The sequence below is a fragment of the Nostoc sp. genome (genome assembly GCF_036917195.1).
In the GTDB taxonomy this organism is placed as follows: domain Bacteria; phylum Cyanobacteriota; class Cyanobacteriia; order Cyanobacteriales; family Nostocaceae; genus Nostoc.
In genome coordinates this window covers 112,133-131,124 of sequence record NZ_JBALDG010000057.1, presented here as the reverse complement: position 1 = coordinate 131,124, position 18,992 = coordinate 112,133, and the positions used below count along the sequence as shown (strand labels likewise).

At 41.8% G+C, this 18,992-nt stretch carries 12 protein-coding genes; 5 read left to right on the top strand and 7 right to left on the bottom strand.

All coding sequences use genetic code 11. From position 1 onward, the window contains the following. The 3 genes from V7K40_RS18510 to V7K40_RS18500 form a co-directional block, all read right to left on the bottom strand. The coding region (locus V7K40_RS18510) for a ribosome assembly protein 4 (protein ID WP_334962154.1) at positions 1-3,830 on the bottom strand (3,830 nt) is incomplete at its 3' end. Positions 3,831-3,891: 61 nt separating this feature from the next. Continuing rightward, a complete protein-coding gene (locus V7K40_RS18505; protein ID WP_298904329.1) occupies positions 3,892-4,080 on the bottom strand; it encodes a hypothetical protein in 189 nt (62 codons plus the stop codon). 383 nt (positions 4,081-4,463) lie between these two features. Further along, the gene (locus V7K40_RS18500; RefSeq protein ID WP_334962152.1) at positions 4,464-5,813 is read right to left on the bottom strand and encodes a P-loop NTPase fold protein; all 1,350 of its coding nucleotides are present in this window, start codon (positions 5,811-5,813) and stop codon (positions 4,464-4,466) included. A gap of 364 nt (positions 5,814-6,177) precedes the next feature. Here V7K40_RS18500 and leuC point away from each other — a divergent pair, with 364 nt between their 5' ends. The 5 genes from leuC to V7K40_RS18475 all read left to right on the top strand — a co-directional run bounded on the left by leuC (position 6,178) and on the right by V7K40_RS18475 (position 12,886). Next, complete coding sequence (gene leuC / locus V7K40_RS18495; protein ID WP_334962150.1) at positions 6,178-7,578, top strand: 3-isopropylmalate dehydratase large subunit; 1,401 nt, start codon at positions 6,178-6,180, stop codon at positions 7,576-7,578. 91 nt (positions 7,579-7,669) lie between these two features. Further along, positions 7,670-8,278, top strand: coding sequence for a 3-isopropylmalate dehydratase small subunit (leuD, locus tag V7K40_RS18490; protein ID WP_334962148.1), 609 nt, complete (start codon positions 7,670-7,672; stop codon positions 8,276-8,278). 105 nt (positions 8,279-8,383) lie between these two features. Next, positions 8,384-10,324, top strand: coding sequence for a DUF4209 domain-containing protein (locus V7K40_RS18485; protein ID WP_334962146.1), 1,941 nt, complete (start codon positions 8,384-8,386; stop codon positions 10,322-10,324). After that, positions 10,321-10,755, top strand: coding sequence for a type II toxin-antitoxin system VapC family toxin (locus V7K40_RS18480; protein WP_334962144.1), 435 nt, complete (start codon positions 10,321-10,323; stop codon positions 10,753-10,755). Before V7K40_RS18485 ends, V7K40_RS18480 begins: the two co-directional genes overlap by 4 nt. A 559-nt stretch (positions 10,756-11,314) precedes the next feature. Next, positions 11,315-12,886: a calcium-binding protein gene (locus V7K40_RS18475; protein ID WP_334962141.1), complete on the top strand. Its 1,572-nt coding sequence runs from the start codon at positions 11,315-11,317 to the stop codon at positions 12,884-12,886. Between the two features lie 462 nt (positions 12,887-13,348). Here the strand turns inward: V7K40_RS18475 and V7K40_RS18470 are convergent, their stop codons facing one another. The 4 genes from V7K40_RS18470 to eboC all read right to left on the bottom strand — a co-directional run bounded on the left by V7K40_RS18470 (position 13,349) and on the right by eboC (position 18,980). Further along, the gene (locus V7K40_RS18470; protein WP_334962139.1) at positions 13,349-14,536 is read right to left on the bottom strand and encodes an FAD-dependent monooxygenase; all 1,188 of its coding nucleotides are present in this window, start codon (positions 14,534-14,536) and stop codon (positions 13,349-13,351) included. A 643-nt stretch (positions 14,537-15,179) separates the two neighbouring features. Then, a complete protein-coding gene (locus V7K40_RS18465; protein ID WP_334962137.1) occupies positions 15,180-16,556 on the bottom strand; it encodes a nucleotide pyrophosphatase/phosphodiesterase family protein in 1,377 nt (458 codons plus the stop codon). A gap of 15 nt (positions 16,557-16,571) precedes the next feature. Further along, positions 16,572-17,798: a metabolite traffic protein EboE gene (gene eboE / locus V7K40_RS18460; RefSeq protein ID WP_334962134.1), complete on the bottom strand. Its 1,227-nt coding sequence runs from the start codon at positions 17,796-17,798 to the stop codon at positions 16,572-16,574. Between the two features lie 252 nt (positions 17,799-18,050). Continuing rightward, positions 18,051-18,980, bottom strand: coding sequence for a UbiA-like protein EboC (gene eboC / locus V7K40_RS18455; RefSeq protein ID WP_334962132.1), 930 nt, complete (start codon positions 18,978-18,980; stop codon positions 18,051-18,053). Positions 18,981-18,992: the final 12 nt, after the last annotated feature.

The window sequence follows — 18,992 nt, the reverse complement described above, 5'->3', positions numbered from 1 at the left end:
CCATCGGGGCTGAACACCACGCTTCTGACCACATCGCTATGCCCAGTCAGGGTTTGCACAGCTTTGCCTGTGGCGACATCCCAGAGTTTGATCGTCTTGTCAGCACTTGCAGAAGCCAGCCTTTGCCCATCGGGGCTGAACACCACGCTTCTGACCACATCGCTATGCCCAGTCAGGGTTTGCACAGCTTTGCCTGTGGCGACATCCCAGAGTTTGATCGTGTTGTCAGAACTTGCAGAAGCCAGCCTTTGCCCATCGGGGCTAAACACCACGCTATAGACCGCACTGCTATGCCCTTCTAATGTATTCAGTTCTTGGAATTTGTTCTCTGGTTGTAAGTAAACAGCTTTCTGCAAACTTCCCACAACCCGCATCTGGGTATCTACCGCCACCTTCCCGGCATTTTTCAGTTTTCCGCCCGCTTTTAAGCCTTCTGTCACTGCATCCCAGATTTGCCCAGAGGCAGAAAAGGTGTCTGAAGAATTAGCAAGGGCGTTTATTTCATTAATTTCGGCTTGTTTTTTTAGGTTATTTGCCTCTCTTAGCAATGAAAATGCTATCCACACCTGTACAACCACAATTAAACCTGCGGTTACGGAACCAAAAATGCTGCGTTTGAGAAAACGATTAAATTTTACCTCACTCACTTTTCTTTCTTTTCGTTCTTTTTCCAGTTCCGCCATTACCTGCTTTAACTTCGGTTCTTGTTGCTGGCGGATAAAGGCGGCGATGTAGTCGTGTACCAGTTGATAACGGTCAGCCGGGGTTTCTGGTAGCAAAACCACTAAGCCGGATTGGACAAAAATCTCTAACACTAAATCTAATTTGCTGATTTCAGAAGCTTTATCCTCTCTAATTTCTGATCCCCCCGCCTTCAGTGACCCCCTTAAAAAGGGGTTGAAGAGAATAAAGCCCCCCTTTTTAAGGGAGGTTGGGGGGATCTCCGAAGGCTGAAAACTACTAACCGAAAAGTACTCCTGTAAATCGCGTTCCAATTCAGCGCGAGTCTTTAAAGGGCGAGTTCCTTTTTCATCCGTCAGCAAATACAGTAATAATTCCGCCGCCTGCTGATTTTCAACACCGCAATCATTAACAACTTCATCCAAATAACGCTTAACCAATTCTTCTTTAGTGCCGCGTTGCTGATATTCTGCCAGAGTTGTAATATTCTCAGTTTGCAGTTGCGCCCCCACTACCTGCAACTCAATGGGACGAACTTCGCCCAATTCCCCGGCTAAATCTAGCACTAGTTGATCAACTAAAGCAGATTCTAAGTGAAAACTAGTATTTTCAGTTAAACGCTGAATAATTGACTTCGTATCATCAGGCGAGAAGTTCCCCAACTTGTAAAGCACATTATTACTGAGAATGTCATTGCCAATAATCTTGAGGCTGGATAAATCATTGCACTCCAGCAAGTAATGAATGTAATCCACCCGCAACGATAAGATAACTTTCACCGATAGAACATTCAGACACTCTCCCAGAAACTCAAAGAATTGCTTCCTTTGTGCAGGTTCGGTGTAAACAAAGAAAAATTCCTCAAATTGGTCAAAAATTAGCACTGTGCGGAGGTTGCGCTGTTCATTTTCACGTAGTTGAGTGATTAAGGAGTTAGGAGTTTGAGTGTTTGAAGTGGATGAACGGAGTTCCGAGGTGGATTCATCCAGTTCCAAAATGGATGAACGGAGTTCTGAGGTGGATTGATCCAGTTCAAAGGTGGATGAACGAGTATCAAAGGTGGATTCATCCAGTTCAAAGGTGGATGAACGAGTATTAAAGGTGGATTCATCCAGTTCCGAGGTGGATGAACGGAGTTCAAAGGTGGATTCATCCAGTTCCGAGGTGGATGAACGGAGTTCTGAGGTGGATTCATCCAGTTCAAAGGTGGATGAACGAAATTCTAACTTTCCCTTATTCTCCTCATCTCCCTTATCCCTCCCATCTTTTCCCAAAAGCTTCCCCAACTCTTCCACCCAGTTGGTGTAAACGCGCATTACCACCGGCAAATAATCTTGAATACCAATCGCTTTATTCTTTAAAGCTGGTATCAGTCCCGCATTCACCAGGGAACTTTTACCCACACCCGATTGCCCATGAATGACTATCAGCTTATAATCAGGGCGACCCATGCGTTCAATCAAACGTTCTACATCCAATTGGCGACCAGATGCAGCAATTTCTGGGGCAATATTTCCTTGGGGAGAGTTTAACCGCAATGTCTCTACAAATGCCTGTTTTGTAGCTTCTAACCTCCCCGCACCAATAAAAGCCCGCAAGCCAAATTGCTGTTCAATGGAACGCCGTTGCTGTTTGATTTTGTATGCTTGGAGATATTCTTTCTGCTGAAAGTAAAGCTGTTGCAAAAAACTGAGAATATCCAAGTAAAGCCTGACATCTTCTAAGGGATTACCCACATCCCTAGCAATTTCTAGGCTGAGAGTTGCCTCTTGAGTTTGACCTAAATGGTATTGAGAACGACCTAAAATAAACTGATACAAGCTCAAATCTTTTGATTTTAAAACTCTTTCGGGAATATCAGATAAAACCCCTGATATATTTGCTGATTCCAGATTGGGAATCGCGGCAAAAACTTTCAACGCTTGCTGAACAAACTGATTTGCTTTAACCCAGTTGTTTTGAGCCAAAGACACCTCAGCTAAAAAACCGTAATCTTTGGCTAATTCCCTTGTCTGATTGTTAGTTTGATGTACTACTAAAGCTTGTTCCGAAAGACTCTGCAATGTTTCCCACTTTTGCAAGTCTCGCAAGATATCACCAAATTTAACTACTGCATTAGCAATTAAATCTTGCTGACAATATGGAAAACCTCTCTCCAAACCTCTCTCCTGCAAGGAGAGAGGCTTTGAATTATCCCCATTCCCTAGTAGGGAAGGGGGTTGGGGGGTTAGGTTTCGCTTTAACTTTTCCAGATTAGGTGAAAAGTCAGTTAAATCTGGACTTTGAAACTGGTTAATAAAATTAATATACTCTTGAACATAATGCCAAGTCGCTTGCCAATCTGGATGATTGATATCTTGATGTTTAAAAGCTTTGAGATAATAACAAACGCCAATCTCACCGAGGATTATTGCTTGCTTTTCTAAATTATTACTTTCTTGCCAAAGTTCTAAAGCTTTGTGATAATGCTGTAACGCCGAATCTATGTGATTGTTTATCTGTTTAACAAAACCTAATAAAGATTCTAAATTAGCTTGAATTTCTAAATTATAAATATCTGGGTGATTGAGTAAATCTCTTTGCGCTGTTTCTAACTCATTTTCCAGGTTAATATATACATCTACGCTAAGTTTTAAGTTATTATTAAACCATTGATTAGCAGTTTGGATGATAAAATCTATTAATTCCTGTGTTGATATGGCAAAATTTCTCGTAGTTGCCCAACTTTCCAAATCTGGCGCAAGCTGTATTAGTTGCTTATAGATTTCATCGTCAATCCACAACACTAAGGGAAAAGCAAAATTCTTGCGAAACTCTTCCCGCACCTGATTAGCAGAAGTTAACATCACAGACAAATTCTGCACTGATTCCAAACCCACTACCATCACACAGGCTGGTATTTCTTCGCCGAATTCTGACTGAATCGCAATATAAAGAGTCTTGCGAGATTGCTGCACCGCCAAGACACGAATTTCGACTTGACAAATTTCCCGCAATCTCTGGATGAGGCGATCGCGCTCTCTAGCATAATTACACCGGGCCAAAATCAGCTTAAACTGCCCTACAGAGGACTCAATCGCCCAAGCTAATTGTTGCAGTGAGCGAGCGTTGTTTACATGGTCATCTTCTGATGGTTGCGAGTCGGTCATAAGTCATAAGCTGACGTAAATCTAGAGTGTAGGAGGCAAGGGAAGAATTAAAGACTACAAGTTAAACTTCCTGGCGTTTTAACTCCTGTATCAATACTTGAGTGCGTTTGCTAGCTTCTCTTGCTTGCTGTCTAAAATACTTGGCTTGTTGACGGTCACTTAAACACACTTCAGATGCTTTTCTACTAAATTCAACAGCTTGTTTACTGAGTTCTTTAATACGAGTCTTTAACTCTGGGATTGTTTTCATATTTCCTCCTGTTCTGAAATTACAATCTCTAAATTTTCTATCTCTTCATAAAGTCTATCTGCTCTACTAGCTAGTAAGCTAGCGTCCTCAAAATCGTTGTTTTCTACAGCTTTATCCGAGGCTCTGACTTTTCACGGTATCTGGAAAACCTCTCTCTAAATCTCTCTCCTAAAAGGAGAGAGACTTTGAATTTTCCCCCTTCCCGACACGGGAAGGGGGTTAGGGGGTTAGGTTTTTCATAGGCTTTTCCATATAACGTGAAAAGTAAGATCCGAGGTTGAGTACAATTCTTCTGTGATTTGGTGCAGTTGTGCGTAAGCTTTTAACAAAACATTTTTGGTTTCTGGTTTCATCATCTAGTTATTCATCGATTCCCTGATTCCTCACTGTAGTTCTCTTGCTTCTGCCAAAACAGGATTAACATCAAACCAAGACTCGCCACCATCCCGATATTCAAATACAAACCGACTGCGAATCAGTTTTTGATATCCCTGGTCATCACTCACCTTTTTCCTTTCCTTGACATGACGTAACAATTGCCACTCGTCATCAGAAATCGGCAACATTATTTCATTCCGCCGAGAACGAATCACTTGCTCTAAGGTTGCACGAGTTAGAGGAAGACTCATTTCTTCCATAATCCAGGTATTTAGCAGCCTCAGCACGTCCCGCACATGACCACCGCTGATTTGACATAACCGCTTTAGGCTAGCAGCACTATCAAAAATCTCGGTAACTTTATTTAAACGCTCCTCTGGTGTCAAATCAGGAAAAGCTCTAGCTAGTACCATCTGCTGCATGAGTGCCATTCCCTCTACATGAACACTGCCATCAGTTTTTTGTACAGGTACCATTGGTAACACCTTGGGATCTTCTGGGAAACGCTGAGTCAACATTCCGTAATCATTGGAAAACTTCAAAGCCAAGGGCATGGTGTAGAGGAGATGACAATTAAGCCTTGTCAAAAACTCACCCTGATCGACAAATAAATATTCTTGCTGCGGACGACCCCAAGCTTTGACACGATTATCTATGCGGTCAAGATTATCGACAATTACCACCAGACCATTTTTACCCTGCTGTTTGAGTTTAGCCACGGCAGGTTCCAATAATTCTTGATTAATCGCTTCCAGCAGCTTAGTTTTTTGCGGTGCCAAATACTGATTGAGTTTTTCTCGTAGCGTTGGGTCATTTTTCATCTTGGTAGTGATTTCACCAATACCCACAGACAGAGAAAGCTTTTCTTTTTCAGAGGTGACACCAAAATCGCCGACATTTGGAACCTTAACTTTAACCCCCGTCACCTCGGAGTTTAAGACCTTCCAAGCCCCTTGCAGCAACTCATTAAACTTGTTGGGTGACTCCAGGGTAATTTTATCCAGACTTTGACTCACCCGACGAGCGATCGCCAGCAGCACATCAGCAATATCGACATCGGTCATTTCCAGGTCGTCACTGGACTCAAAATAGACCACGTGAAAGCCTGACTTTTCCAGTTCTGCCTGTAACCGTAATAGTTCTGTGGATTTACCACAACCAATATGCCCAGTAAATAAAGTGCAGGTGGGTTCATTGGGCTTAAAATAAGTAATTTTCTGCTTCAGCTTGCCAAGAATATCACCACCTCGGACTGAGGAAAAATCTATGTAATACTTGCCATCAGAGCTATTGTTAACAAACAGAGTTCTGCTGGGATCGCTAGCCTGATAAAATTCCCGTAAATCTATGGGCATAATCCTGGTAGTGCAATTATCTCGTATTGTCCTAGATATCCTTGTTCAAAAGGATAAAGTTATTTACATCATTGCATCTCAATATTTCGGATTTGTTGCCTCAAAGGTGATATTACCTCTGTTCTCTCTTCCTCTGTGTTCTCAGCGCGGCAGTTGCTACCCTGCGGGAACGCTAAGAGCGAACAAGTCGGGGAACCCGCCCAACGCACTGCCTTGCCTCTGCGGTTCGTTAAGGAAGATTGAAACCACAGAGGCACAGAGGGCACAGAGAAATAAAGATGTAAGTAATATTAAGTGATCTGCCAAAACCGAGACTTTTTTTTGATACTATTTAAGACCGGACTCTTTAAATACTGATTGACGTATGAGCAAAGGTACCCTGTTTGACAAAGTTTGGGACTTACACACCGTTGGTACACTTCCCTCAGGGCTGACGCAACTATTTATCGGGCTTCATCTAATTCATGAAGTTACCAGTCCCCAGGCCTTTGCGATGTTACGCGAGAGAAGTTTAAAAGTACTGTTTCCAGAGCGTACCGTCGCCACAGTCGATCATATTGTGCCAACAGAAAATCAGGCACGTCCCTTTGACGATAGCTTGGCAGAAGAAATGATCCAAGCGCTGGAAAATAATTGTCAAGAAAATAACATAACTTTTTACAACATTGGTTCTGGCAGTCAGGGTATAGTTCATGTCATCGCTCCAGAACTAGGAATCACCCAACCAGGAATGACGATCGCTTGTGGAGATAGTCACACATCAAGTCATGGGGCATTTGGTGCGATCGCATTTGGTATTGGTACTAGCCAAGTCCGGGATGTTCTCGCTTCCCAAACTCTTGCCCTTTCTAAACTAAAAGTCCGCAAAATTGAAGTTAACGGCACTCTCAACCCAGGAGTTTTCGCCAAAGATGTCATCCTGCATATCATTCGCACCCTTGGTGTTAAAGGTGGCGTGGGCTATGCCTATGAATTTGCAGGCACAACATTTGAGCAAATGAATATGGAAGAGAGGATGACAGTTTGCAATATGGCGATCGAAGGCGGTGCTAGATGCGGCTACGTTAATCCCGATCAAGTCACTTACGATTACCTTAAAGGCAGAGATTTTGCACCCAATGCAGATTGGGATAAAGCAGTGGCTTGGTGGCAATCGATCAAGAGCGATACTGATGCCCAATACGATGATGTAGTGGTATTCGACGCTGCGGAAATTTCTCCTACTGTTACCTGGGGGATTACTCCCGGTCAAGGTATCGGTGTCAACCAGTCAGTGCCTCAACCGGAAGAACTGCTTGAAGAAGACCGATTCATTGCCGAAGAAGCTTACCGCTACATGGATTTGTTCCCCGGTCAACCGATCAAGGGTACCAAAATAGATGTCTGCTTTATTGGTAGTTGCACCAACGGCAGAATTAGTGATTTACGGGAAGCTGCGAAAATCGCCAAAGGTCGCCACGTTGCAGAGGGAATTAAAGCCTTTGTTGTTCCTGGTTCTGAAAGGGTGAAGGAAGAGGCGGAAGCTGAAGGACTGGATAAAATCTTTGAAGAAGCCGGATTTGAGTGGCGTGAACCGGGATGTTCCATGTGCTTGGCCATGAACCCCGACAAGCTACAAGGAAGACAAATCAGTGCCTCCTCCTCCAACCGCAACTTTAAAGGAAGACAGGGTTCATCCTCCGGTCGAACATTGTTAATGAGTCCGGCGATGGTCGCTACCGCTGCGATTAAAGGCGAAGTTTCTGATGTACGCGAGTTACTCTAACCTCTCTCCGGCTTCGCCACCCTCTCCCCTAGCTGGGGAGAGGTGACGCGAAATCTGCAACAGGCAATTATTCAAGTAAGAACTTAAGTTTATGGTGAGTGAAGTTAAAACAGTTTCAGGGCGCGGTATACCCTTAGTGGGCAATGATATAGATACCGATCGCATTATTCCCGCGCGATATTTGAAAGCCGTTACCTTTGATGGGTTAGGCGAAGGCGCGTTTATTGATGACCGGACAGCACTCAAAGGTGAACATCCTTTTGACCAACCCCAATACCAAGGGGCGAATATTTTAATAGTCAACCGTAACTTTGGCTGTGGTTCATCACGGGAACATGCACCCCAAGCGATCGCAAAATGGGGAATCCAAGCTTTAATCGGTGAAAGCTTCGCCGAAATCTTTTTCGGTAACTGTGTGGCAATGGGTATACCATGTGTGACAGCCGATGCTGTTACTGTTAAACAACTGCAAGATTTAGTCGCTGCCAATCCTCAAGCCGGCGTGACAGTGGATTTGGAAACCTTGCAAGTGCAGATTGGTGACTTTACAGCCTCAGTTGCGATCGGTGAAGGTACAAGAAGCACATTCATTTCTGGAACTTGGGACGCTTGCGGTCAGTTAGTAGCTAACGCTGACCAAGTTCGGGCAACAGCTACAAAATTACCCTACGTCGGTTGGAGCAATTTAGCCGCGAGTTAATATTCTCTCGTTCCCTGGCTGTGCTGGGGAATGTTAATTTATAGATTTTACCTACATCATTTCAGATTTGGCATAGTAGACATATAGCTTCAGTAATTCTAGACTATGCCATTAATAAACCCTCCTCTCACTAAAGAAGATTTTATTAACTCTCGCTGGCAGGACGTGATTAATAGCAGCGAAAGAAAAGAGTGTAGTGCTTACAACAGAGTCTTCTGGAACAATGCACAGCAAGCAAAAGAGGCAGGAAATGTCAGAGAACAGTCTGTCTTTGAGATTCTAGCGTTCATAACTGGTGCTGCAATCAAGCCAGAATCAACAGAGGAGTTTTTTGCTGAAGTTTTCCAAAATCTTACTGATGAACATTTAAATTTTCTTACTGACATTGCTCCTGAAGTATCAGACCCAGAACTTCAAGCACGAATTGCGGACATTCTCTGGGTCAAAAAGCGCAATTATCAAATGGCACAGTTAGCTGTTACAGCCTACTTACAATCTGCCACAGAATTAGAAGATCCTGAAAAGTGGAGTCAGTGTTTCGAGAGGATTGAACGGGCACTTCGGCTAGCACGCAAAATTAATTATCAAGCTGAAGTAGTTGTCGCACACATAGAGGCAGTCCTTGATCGCTACAACGGAGAAGATCCACTGTGGCTGTCAGCAAAACTTATGGAGCTTTTACAAGAATACAAACTTGGTAATCCGACTAAATATGCTGCTCTTGCTGAGAAAGCTGCAACCCTAGCAGAATCAAACAATGATTGGCGTAGGGCTAGAAACTATTGGGAAATTAAAGCACAATGGCATCGTTTTGAAAAAGATGAAAATAGGGAACGTACAGCGCAAATACAGGCGGCTGAAACTTATATAAAAGAAGCTGAAGATAGCCTTAAGGGTACAGATCCAAGCTATCTACGTGCATCACATTTTATGGAGAAAGCTTTTGAAGCTTTTATGAATGTTCGAGGTAATAAGCAAGAAACTATCGCTGCAAAGAAAAAAGCTGAGGAGGTTCGCAAGCTTCTTAGCCAGTATCAGGAGCAATCTTTAAATGAGTTAGTTCCGATTTCTTATGAAACAGATATTAGTGTTCAAGTGAATATAGCTAGATCACACGTTAAAGGTAAAGAATTTGATAATGCACTCTTTTATCTAGCATTTCTAGGAACACCACCTAAAGTCTCTCACCTTCGACAAGAAGTCTTGAAAATAGTTGTTGAAAATCCACCGTCTCATTTATTTGGATCTGCAATGATTAATCAGATGGGTAAAGTTGTAGCTCGTCAATCCAAGTCAGTTTTATCCAATAATCCAGAGCAGGTAGAAGAATCAATTCGTTTTGAGATGTACAGGAATGCAGTCTTCTATCAAAGACTTCACGCCCAAGCTTATATCGAACCAGCTAGGGAGCAAATAAACCTGGAACATAATGTACAAGAAAAAGACTTATTTGCAATAGTTTCAAACAACCCCTTTGTACCATCGGGGAGAGAACATCAGTTTGCGAAAGGGCTTTACGCTGGATTAACTGGAGATTTCATTGCTTCCACAAATATCCTGATTCCTCAAATTGAAAATTCTGTTCGTTATCTACTCCGAAAACACGGTGCGCTACCTTCAAAAATTGATATCGATAAAGGAATTGAAGATGAGCGTGATTTGAATACTACTCTTTTTCCCCGCAACTATCCACAAATAAACTCAATTTTTGATGAAGACACACTTTTTGATCTTCAAGGTTTATTAATTGAACGTTCCGGTTCAAATTTAAGAAACCGCATGGCTCACGGTTTAATTAATGATAGTGAGTTCAACTCACCTATCATGTCTTATTTATGGTGGGTCACGTTACGACTTTGTTGTTTGACAATCTTGAAACAGCAACAAAAGGTTGAAGAGTCTAATCCTTGGGTTAAATTTGATGGTATTTTCAAGGATGACCAACTTTTTGATGATTTTGTCGAAAATATGGATGTCAATCGACGTGAATTAGATGCAGAGGTCGCTGCTTATGAAGCTTCTTTAGAGGAGAATCAGTCAGCTTGAGCCAATATATCCTCGATACTGATCATGTTACTCTTTCTCAACATGGTAATTCTAAAATTCTACAACGTGCTCAAGCTGTCGGAAATTCCAACATATTTATTACAATAGTCACACTTGAAGAACAATTGAAAGGTAGACTAGCTTCTATTAGCAAGTGTGCTACTAAACCAGAGCTGCTAGTAGTTGCTTATCGAAATCTGCGAATAACCCAGATTTACTTTTGTAGTATGAATTTGCTAGATTTCGATGATGCAGCATACAGTTACTACCAGAGTTTGCGCCAGCAAAAAATCCAGATAGGTACGCAAGACTTAAGAATTGCTGCGATCGCTCTGGCTAACGAAGCAATTTTGGTTACCCGCAATCATAGAGATTTTAGCAGAGTTCCTAATTTACATCTTGAAGATTGGACTATGGATGGGTATTATTAAAAACACATCACATCAAATCCTGTGTTGAATATAATGTCTATTAAACTAGATAAGATACTGATTGTACGCTTTATCCTAACGCTTGAAATTCTATTTTGGTATTGCTTTTAACGAGATTTAGCTCTCTTCATAGAAGTGATTTGCAACTGTATAATCAATATATCTGAAGCCGTGGATATACTTTGCTGTTAAGTGGTAATTTTAACAATTAAATATTTAATCTTCGCACACCAGAAGTACTATTTTGAACTTTAGCGAAAATCATCTAATCAGTTGAAAGCTGGTTTGCGAAAGGCATTCACGAGCCATTCTTTCTTTTCTACATGACCTGAAAAGTCAGGATGTAATAAGGGCTGTCTGCAAAGTTCATAGTGAAGAAGTTTTACAAAAACAAATATTCTGCATAAAAGAAAAATATATCCCTGAATAATAGTTAGCAGCTAAAAACTATAGGTTTCGTAGTTCGGAAACAGAAACTAGTACTTTCATACATTTTCCTAGAAATGAAGTACTAGTACATCATTACTCACTTAGAAATCAAGAATTAGGAGTATTAATCATGGCAGTAAATTGGATTCCAGGCCCAGGACCAACCTATAGATCAGATATAGGTATTAGTAATGCCGCTTCTGATAGTTTCAGTGGTTTAGGTGGAAATGACACCCTCTATGGTAATGCTGGAAATGACAGCATCTATGGTAATGCTGGAAATGACCTCTTACGAGGTGGCGATGGTATCGACTTTCTATTCGGTGGGGACGGCAACGATACCCTAGTAGGCGATCGCGGCAACGACACCTTCATTGGCGGAACCGGCAACGACCGACTGATCTGGAACAACGGTGACGGTAGCGACAGAATCAGCGGTAACGCTGGCTATGACGTAGTTGAGGTCAACGGCGCGGGTGTAGGAGACAACTTCCGTCTGCAAGGAGACGCCCAAGGAAGAGCAATCTTTGATCGGCTCAACCTAGTTCCCTTCACCCTGACTGTAGACAGCGCAGAGAGGTTTGAAGTTAATGGTGGTGGTGGTGATGACATCTTTGATGTTAACAACCTGGCGGGAACTGGCGTAAGTACAGTATCGTTCACAGGCGGTGCTGGAAATGACTTGCTTGATGGTACTGGCACAACTACACCGTTAATTGGCTTTGGTGGTGTTGGCAATGACAGCCTCTCTGGTGGTGCTGGCAATGATATTCTCTATGGTGATGCTGGTAATGATCTCTTACGAGGTGGCGATGGTATCGACTTTTTATTCGGTGGGGACGGTAACGATACTCTACTAGGAAATCGTGGCAACGACACCTTCATTGGCGGAACCGGCAACGACCGACTGATCTGGAACAACGGTGACGGTAGCGACAGAATCAGTGGTAACGCTGGCTATGACGTGGTTGAAGTTAACGGCGCGGCGGCTGCGGGAGACAGTTTCCGCCTGCAACGAGACACCCAAGGCAGAGCAATCTTTGATCGGCTCAACCTAGTTCCCTTCACCCTGACTGTAGACAGCGCAGAGAGGTTTGAAGTTAATGGTGGCGGAGGCGATGACATCTTCGATGTTAACAACCTGGCGGGAACTGGCGTAAGTACAGTATCGTTCACAGGCGGTGCTGGAAATGACCTGCTTGATGGTAGTGGCACAGCTACACCGTTAAGCGGCTTTGGCGGTGTTGGCAATGACATTCTCTATGGTGGTGCTGGCAATGACAGCCTCTATGGTGACGCTGGTAATGACATTTTACGAGGTGGAAAAGGTAATGATATCCTGACGGGCGGTAGTGGTAGCGATCGCTTCGTGTTCAGCTCAGGCGCTCCGTTCTCTAGTGCTGATCTGGGTGTAGATAGAATTACTGACTTCAGCCCCAATGACAAAATTGTCTTGGATCGGTCAACTTTCGTCGGACTCTATAGTCCCCTCCAGATTAAGATAGTAGCTAATGATGCAGCAGCAGCAACTAGCTCTGGACTCATTACTTACAGTTCTGGAACTGGCAACTTGTTCTTCAACCAAAACTTGACATTACCAGGCTTTGGCACAGGTAGTCAATTTGCCAACATTGATAACGATAACAATATATACACATTACCACCAGTATTAGCAGTTACGAACTTTGAGATCGTTGCATAATCAGACTTCTCTCAAAATCCATAGAATCTAAGGCATGTCTGCAAGCTTGCAGTTAGATCCCAATAGCCGCAATCATCAGCATTGCTAAGTAGGGGTAATTGAATCTTCCTCGTACTTCTAGTACGGGGAGGATTATAATTTATTCGCGTTGATCTGCGTACATAGGTGTTTCATTACAAAGATATTGATTTTGAGTATTTTAAGCTCAACTATTATAGAAATTTCTTATTTTACAACAATTCATACTTTGATTAAGTTGTATTAAGTTTACGCGAATAATTCTCAACTATCCAACGAATTTGTTGTGTTTGAGGACTTGACTAAAAACACTCACTTTTGATATCCTCAAATTACTCGATAAGATCAGCACTTAGTTTAACTTTTTTGGCTCATTGCTCAGATTGTTGCTATTTTGAAAAAACTAGCAATCCCTTCCGCAACCTCAATTTATACCACTAAGATTTAACTTGTTAGAGATGGCTTGTAATTATACAACCATTTAGAAATATCTTCATTGAGTGGCATTTGCCGTTGCTCTGGCTGTCCAGGAGATGTCGATGTGTCGTCATAGTAGCGCATCTCACCCAAAGCACTACGAGCTTGGATGATTTTTGTCCGCTCAAGGCGACGCTGTTCGTAGCTGATGAGAGCTTCTTGAAGATTAGCTGACTGGGAAAAACATTCTCCCAGTTCGTATGCATCTTCAAAAGTAGTATTTGCTCCCTGTGCCATCGCAGGTGCCATTGGATGAGCAGCATCGCCTAAAAGTGTGACTCTGCCTTGGCTCCAGTGAGTTAACGGTGGGCGATCGCAAATTGGTCCCTCCCAAATTTGTTCGGCTGGTGTCGCTTCGACCACCGCTCGAAAGGATTCATCCCAGTCGGCTAATTCATCGAGAATACGAGATTTCACTTCATCAGCACTGTGGGAAAGAGAGTAATCAGGCGATAATTTCCGACTAATCCAACTGGTATAACCGCCACCCACATTGAGAATGTACATGAACTGTTTATTGCCTTTAACAAAAACTAGTTCATAGTCATTAAATAGCTCGTGGTGATACTTGATGACGGCACGCCAACACATACTACCAATATAATTAGGCTTACCCTCGCCAAATAAAGTTTCTCTAATTACAGAGTTGACGCCATCAGCCCCAATCAGCAAATCTGCATATACAGGTTTTTCGCCATCAAAATGAATTTCCACACCGTTTTCATCTTGATCAAAGCTGATACAGCGATGATTAAGGTGAATGATGTCAGATGGCAATCTAGAGGCTAGAACTTGCTGCAAACGATACCACCAAACAGTCAATAATGGCTGTCCGTATTGCTCCAAGTATTTAGTTGCATTAGTTCGGATTGTCTCAGACTGAATATTCTTTAAAATCGTGTGGTGAACCTCGCATCCTGAACTTTTGAGGGTTTCGACTATTCCTGGTGCGATCGCATCTAAAAAATTCAAGCCGTTAGGAGCCAGTCCTAATCCAGTTCCAGCTGGGCGAAATTCTTGGGCTTTTTCATAAACTTGAACGTCTATCCCTTGGCTTCTCAGTACTATAGCAGCAGCCAAACCGCCTGGGCCAGCACCAACAATGGCAACTTTCTCTACTATCGGTTTGGATAATTTATGAGTTAGATTTTCCATGTTATTAGGTTAATTAGATGGGCTAAAACAATATTTATTAGGGAATTATATCAAATCTTGAATAGATATTTTCAAATATAAGATTTTTGCATATCCAAATGTTATTTAGAGCCTACCTCTAACATTAGTATGAATCATTAATTCTGCCATTGCGATCGCTTTAAAGTGTATCCGGCTTCCCTTGCATCCCAATTATAGCTTTACTACGTGACGGGGTGGCTGTAAAGCTTTGAGCCACAATCACAATCTACAATACAATTGCCATACCAGCTTCAATTGGTACAATTAAAACTTGTGTGTGAAAATTTGCCAACACGCCCGATTAGCTTGTGGGATGCGGAATATGGCTGTGCTAGTTTTGTGAAACTCTGTGAGTGAAGAAATATAAAATATTTTTCCATGAGTGCCGCTCTCTAATGTATAAAAAACAGGTAAAAAAATTTTTGTATTAGCAATATGCTAAAACAATTGAGCGATTTTCAGGTTTTTACCAAACATATTGGCACTTGGTCAGGCTACTGGATAAGAATGGATACTAATGCTCAAGAAACTAGAAGAAGGGTACTCAGCCTACACTGAACAAGGGGCTTAAGCCCCTTGCGTGAGTAAAGTTTCGTGTAGATGCGGTTTCTAACCGCCCTTTTTACTCCTGATTTAAATGTTTGAGAATTAACGAGCAAACATCTGTCGCCTCAATTTGATTTTCATCAACTAGCTGAGTTTGATGGGTGATAAATAGAGGCCCTTCGGCTAAAGAAGTGGTAATGTGACCATGAGAGCCACGTACTAGGGAAGCATCCAGAGGAATCACATCCATTAAGTAGCGAAAACCTAGTTGTTTCTTAAGTAACTTGAGAGCAACTTTTACTTGAGGCAATTTCAGCTGCGGATCGAGGAAAAGTTCTACAGGATCGTAACCAGGTTTGCGGTGGATATCTACAGTTCTAGCAAAATCCGGCGCTTTGGCATCATCGAGCCAATAATAATAGGTAAACCAAGCGTCAGACCCAGCGATCGCCACCAACTCTCCCGATCTAGGATGAGCAAGGTGGTAGGCTTGCTTACCCTCTTCATCCAATACCTGCGCCACACCTTCAGTTGCTTCTAAAAGCGATCGCACTTTTGGGATGTACGCCGGATCATTCACATATACATGAGCAATTTGGTGATCAGCAACAGCAAAGGCAATGCTAGCACCAAAATCGAGCAGTTCTCGCCCTAATTCCTCCCGCACAGCTATTAAACCGTTTTCCCTTAATACGCGGTTGATATCCACTGCTTTGGAGACTGGCGTGATGCCATACTCAGAAAGAATAATTACCTGAATATTTCGTGTTTGATAATATTTAATTAAATCGCCACAAACAGCATCAATTTCTCGCAAATCAGCTTGGGTTTGTGTTTCATTATTGCCAAATCGTTGCAAACAGTAATCTAAATGTGGCAGATAAACTAGTGATAAAGTGGGGCTGTAGCGTTCCTCAATCCATTTTGCCGAATTGGCAATCCATTGGCTAGAACTAATAGAAGTTTTTGGCCCCCAGAAATCGAACAGAGGAAAGTTACCTAAATCAGATTGAATTTGCGATCGCACATCACTAGGATGGGTATAAATATCAGGTAATTTTCTCCCATCTGCGGGATACATTGGGCGCGGTGTAATGGCATAATCGACTGAGGAATACATATTGTACCACCAAAAAAGGTTGGCACAAGTGAAGTTTGGATCTATTGATTTAGTTATTTCCCAAACTTTGGGAGCCTGCACTAGTTTATTAGATTGTCGCCAAAATTTAACTTCACATTCATCACGGAAGTACCAACCATTAGCGACAATTCCATGCTCATCAGGCAATTTTCCTGTTAAATAAGTAGCCTGAACCGAACAAGTCACAGCAGGTAACACTGTTGCGATCGGAACTACCTGCCCTTTAGCTGCCCAAGAAGATAAAAACGGCGTGTTTTCTCCTAGTAAACTAGGCGTTAATCCCACGACATTTAGAACAACCGTTTTCTGCATAAAATCAATCTCCTCTTAATTGGCGGTAAATTTTTTTAATACCCACTCATATTCCCGCTGAATAGAAGTCAGTAAATCTATCTTCATTTCTGATGGCAATACATCCCAGGTATAAGTCTCAATTTCTAAATGTTGGCAAGCATTGTTTGTTTTAAGTAGATGCAAAACAGTAGCAATATCATCTTGCGTAGACTGCAAAATTTGATAATCATGAATAAAAATTGGCACATGGAAGTGAGTGCGCCATTCTTCAGCTAGAGATTTTTCTAAGTTTGGTAATGCAGTTATTAAGTCAGGATAGTGATTCAGTGTACCGTCACTGCGACGTTCTATTACCTGGTGAAGATAAGTAGATTCAGCAAAAGGACGTAAACGCTCAACTATTAAACTACGTTTCTCAACCTCAGCAGGTATTTTTACTTTAATTGCGGCGCTGATTTGAATTTTGCCAATCTTAATTCCTGCCGATTGCAAACGCGCAAACACAGACTGAGGCTGCTCATATTCAACTGAAAAATGGCAGGTGTCATAGCAAACCCGAACATGTTCTAGCAATTTAGTCTCTGCTAAACTCTGCTCAATATTTAATTTTTCTGATAAGAAATTACCACCAATTGGCAATAACCAATTATGATAAAAATCAATTACTTCTGAGGTATTTTCAATTAATCCATCAGGCTCAGGTTCTAAATCAATATGGAGTATCTTTCCTGTTTCTTCGCAGATACGAATCATTTCTGTGACAACTGATGCTATATTCAAACAACTCTTTTTCAGAACTGTTTCAAAAGTTGCTTGGTCTTCTCCCGACCAAGGTTTATAGGATAATGGCAGTGTAGAAATTCCGCCATCCAGTCCTTCTGGTAACAGAGTAGCTAAAATTTGTGTCAAGTTTAATGTATAATTTACCCTTTCTTGTGTAGACCAATCTGGTGCATAAACTTGGTCTTTTACCACCTGTCGATGGAATCCGCCATAAGGAAATCCATTTAAGGTGAAAACATATAAATCTTCTTGAGTAAGCCAATCTTGAAATTGAGCTAAATTCTCACTTTCTAAAAGTTGTTTGGTAGCAACATCTGCCAACCTCAAACCAATCCCAAAAGGTTCTGTCGATGATAAACGTGACTTGAGATTGGGAACATATTTTTCTAAATTGGCGAAAACCTCTAACCAACTTTCACCAGGATGAATATTGCTGCAATAAGTTAAATGAAAGTTGCTATCCTTTTTAATTTTCATTTTTTAGCTTTATACCCTATATATGCTAATAATCTGTTTTCTTGGATTTATACAATTTCACAAAATACCTGCTATAGCAATCTTAAATGAGTCGTGAAAATCTCCGATTCCTCTCTCTGCGCTCTCTGCGCCTCTGCGGTTAATTTATTTTTACAAATGATTTAGGACTGCTATACATATTCATGGGTATGGACGCACATCTATACGTCCATACAGCCGATTCATGGTATTACTGGATATCTACATTCAAATTTAAGTTACGGCAAATAGTTGTGCTAATTTCATCGAAATTGGCAGCAAGATTAGAACTAATAAACCGTAATACAAACCAGCAAAACCAGATGCAACGCTTGCATCTAAGACAATTAAAGATAACACGCCTATTTTTACAGCATTTCCGATATTTTCGGCTACTGGTTGACGTGCAGCTTTGATAAAATTAGGCAACACTCGGATAGCTAATAGAACAGCAAATGGTAGTGCTGCGATCGCACTATACTCTCCTAATAATCCTAAAGCTAAAACTGCCGTCAAAACTATTGCAATTAGTAGTAGTGCTATGACTCCCGTAATCTTCTTACCTCCATGAACTTCACCCTGACTAATTGCGGTGATAGCAGCAATATAAAGAACAGGAATCAGTGCTAAATACCAACGTTCTCCTATGATTGCGGGTACAGCACTTACACCTAACAATAAGTTACTACCACGGCACAAACCCATATTAAGTGGCCCAAAAAAAGGATGATGTTTGGCGAGTGCGTCATACAGGAGGCATGAAAGACTGATAAATACAGCGATCGCAGCACTCAACCAGGATACTTGAAAAGCAGCTATAATTCCAATTGCAAACAGTATACTCCCCAATAAAGTAGCATTTTGGCGAGATACGCGACCACTAGGAATTGCTCTATTTGGTCGCTCTTTTGCATCTAATTCAGCATCAAAAACATCATTAAAAACTATACCGCCGCCGTATAAACCAGTTGTAGCTAACAACAACCAAGCTAATAAAATTAGTATGGAAAAACTTGCTTCTCCATTGATTAATTTAGTAAAAATCATCCCACCAGAAGCAGCAAAGCCAACAAGAATATCCGCCCAAGCAGTAACAATATTAGCAGGACGCATCAATTCCAGATAACCCCTCCAGCCTTGAAAATTTAAGCTTGCAACATTCACTTATCTGCCTCC

Excerpts from the sequence above, each read along its gene's own strand:
- V7K40_RS18500 (WP_334962152.1), bottom strand. The coding sequence starts at position 5,813 with ATGCCCATAGATTTACGGGAATTTTATCAGGCTAGCGATCCCAGCAGA.
- leuC (WP_334962150.1), top strand. The coding sequence starts at position 6,178 with ATGAGCAAAGGTACCCTGTTTGACAAAGTTTGGGACTTACACACCGTT.
- V7K40_RS18505 (WP_298904329.1), bottom strand. The coding sequence starts at position 4,080 with ATGAAAACAATCCCAGAGTTAAAGACTCGTATTAAAGAACTCAGTAAA.
- V7K40_RS18475 (WP_334962141.1), top strand. The coding sequence starts at position 11,315 with ATGGCAGTAAATTGGATTCCAGGCCCAGGACCAACCTATAGATCAGAT.
- leuD (WP_334962148.1), top strand. The coding sequence starts at position 7,670 with ATGGTGAGTGAAGTTAAAACAGTTTCAGGGCGCGGTATACCCTTAGTG.
- eboE (WP_334962134.1), bottom strand. The coding sequence starts at position 17,798 with ATGAAAATTAAAAAGGATAGCAACTTTCATTTAACTTATTGCAGCAAT.
- V7K40_RS18485 (WP_334962146.1), top strand. The coding sequence starts at position 8,384 with ATGCCATTAATAAACCCTCCTCTCACTAAAGAAGATTTTATTAACTCT.
- V7K40_RS18465 (WP_334962137.1), bottom strand. The coding sequence starts at position 16,556 with ATGCAGAAAACGGTTGTTCTAAATGTCGTGGGATTAACGCCTAGTTTA.
- V7K40_RS18470 (WP_334962139.1), bottom strand. The coding sequence starts at position 14,536 with ATGGAAAATCTAACTCATAAATTATCCAAACCGATAGTAGAGAAAGTT.